Origin of the sequence: Enterobacter cloacae complex sp.6700776 (assembly GCF_048284255.1) — a bacterium.
GTDB lineage: Bacteria > Pseudomonadota > Gammaproteobacteria > Enterobacterales > Enterobacteriaceae > Enterobacter > Enterobacter intestinihominis.
In genome coordinates, this window is record NZ_JBLVYK010000293.1 from 1 (window position 1) to 269 (window position 269).

1 protein-coding gene is annotated in these 269 nt (G+C 40.1%); it reads left to right on the forward strand.

Translation table 11 applies throughout. The features are described from left to right. On the forward strand, positions 1-269 hold a 269-nt coding region (locus ACNQ0T_RS24310; protein ID WP_417930507.1), incomplete at both ends, for a DUF523 domain-containing protein.

The window sequence follows — 269 nt, forward strand, 5'->3', positions numbered from 1 at the left end:
TTCACTTTGCTGTAGATGAGTTATCAGATTATTTCGAATACCAACAAGCATGCCCGGAAATGGCGATTGGTTTACCAACACCTAGACCTGCATTGAGGCTAGTTAAATCTGACGAAAATAGCGTTAGACTCAAATTCAGCGATGGTCGTGAAGGCGATTTAACTGAAGAGATGCTTCAGTTTTCGACCACTTATTTGAGTGGGCTTTTAAATTTAAGTGGTTATATTGTATGTAAAAACTCACCTAGCTGTGGCTTGGAAAGGGTTCGA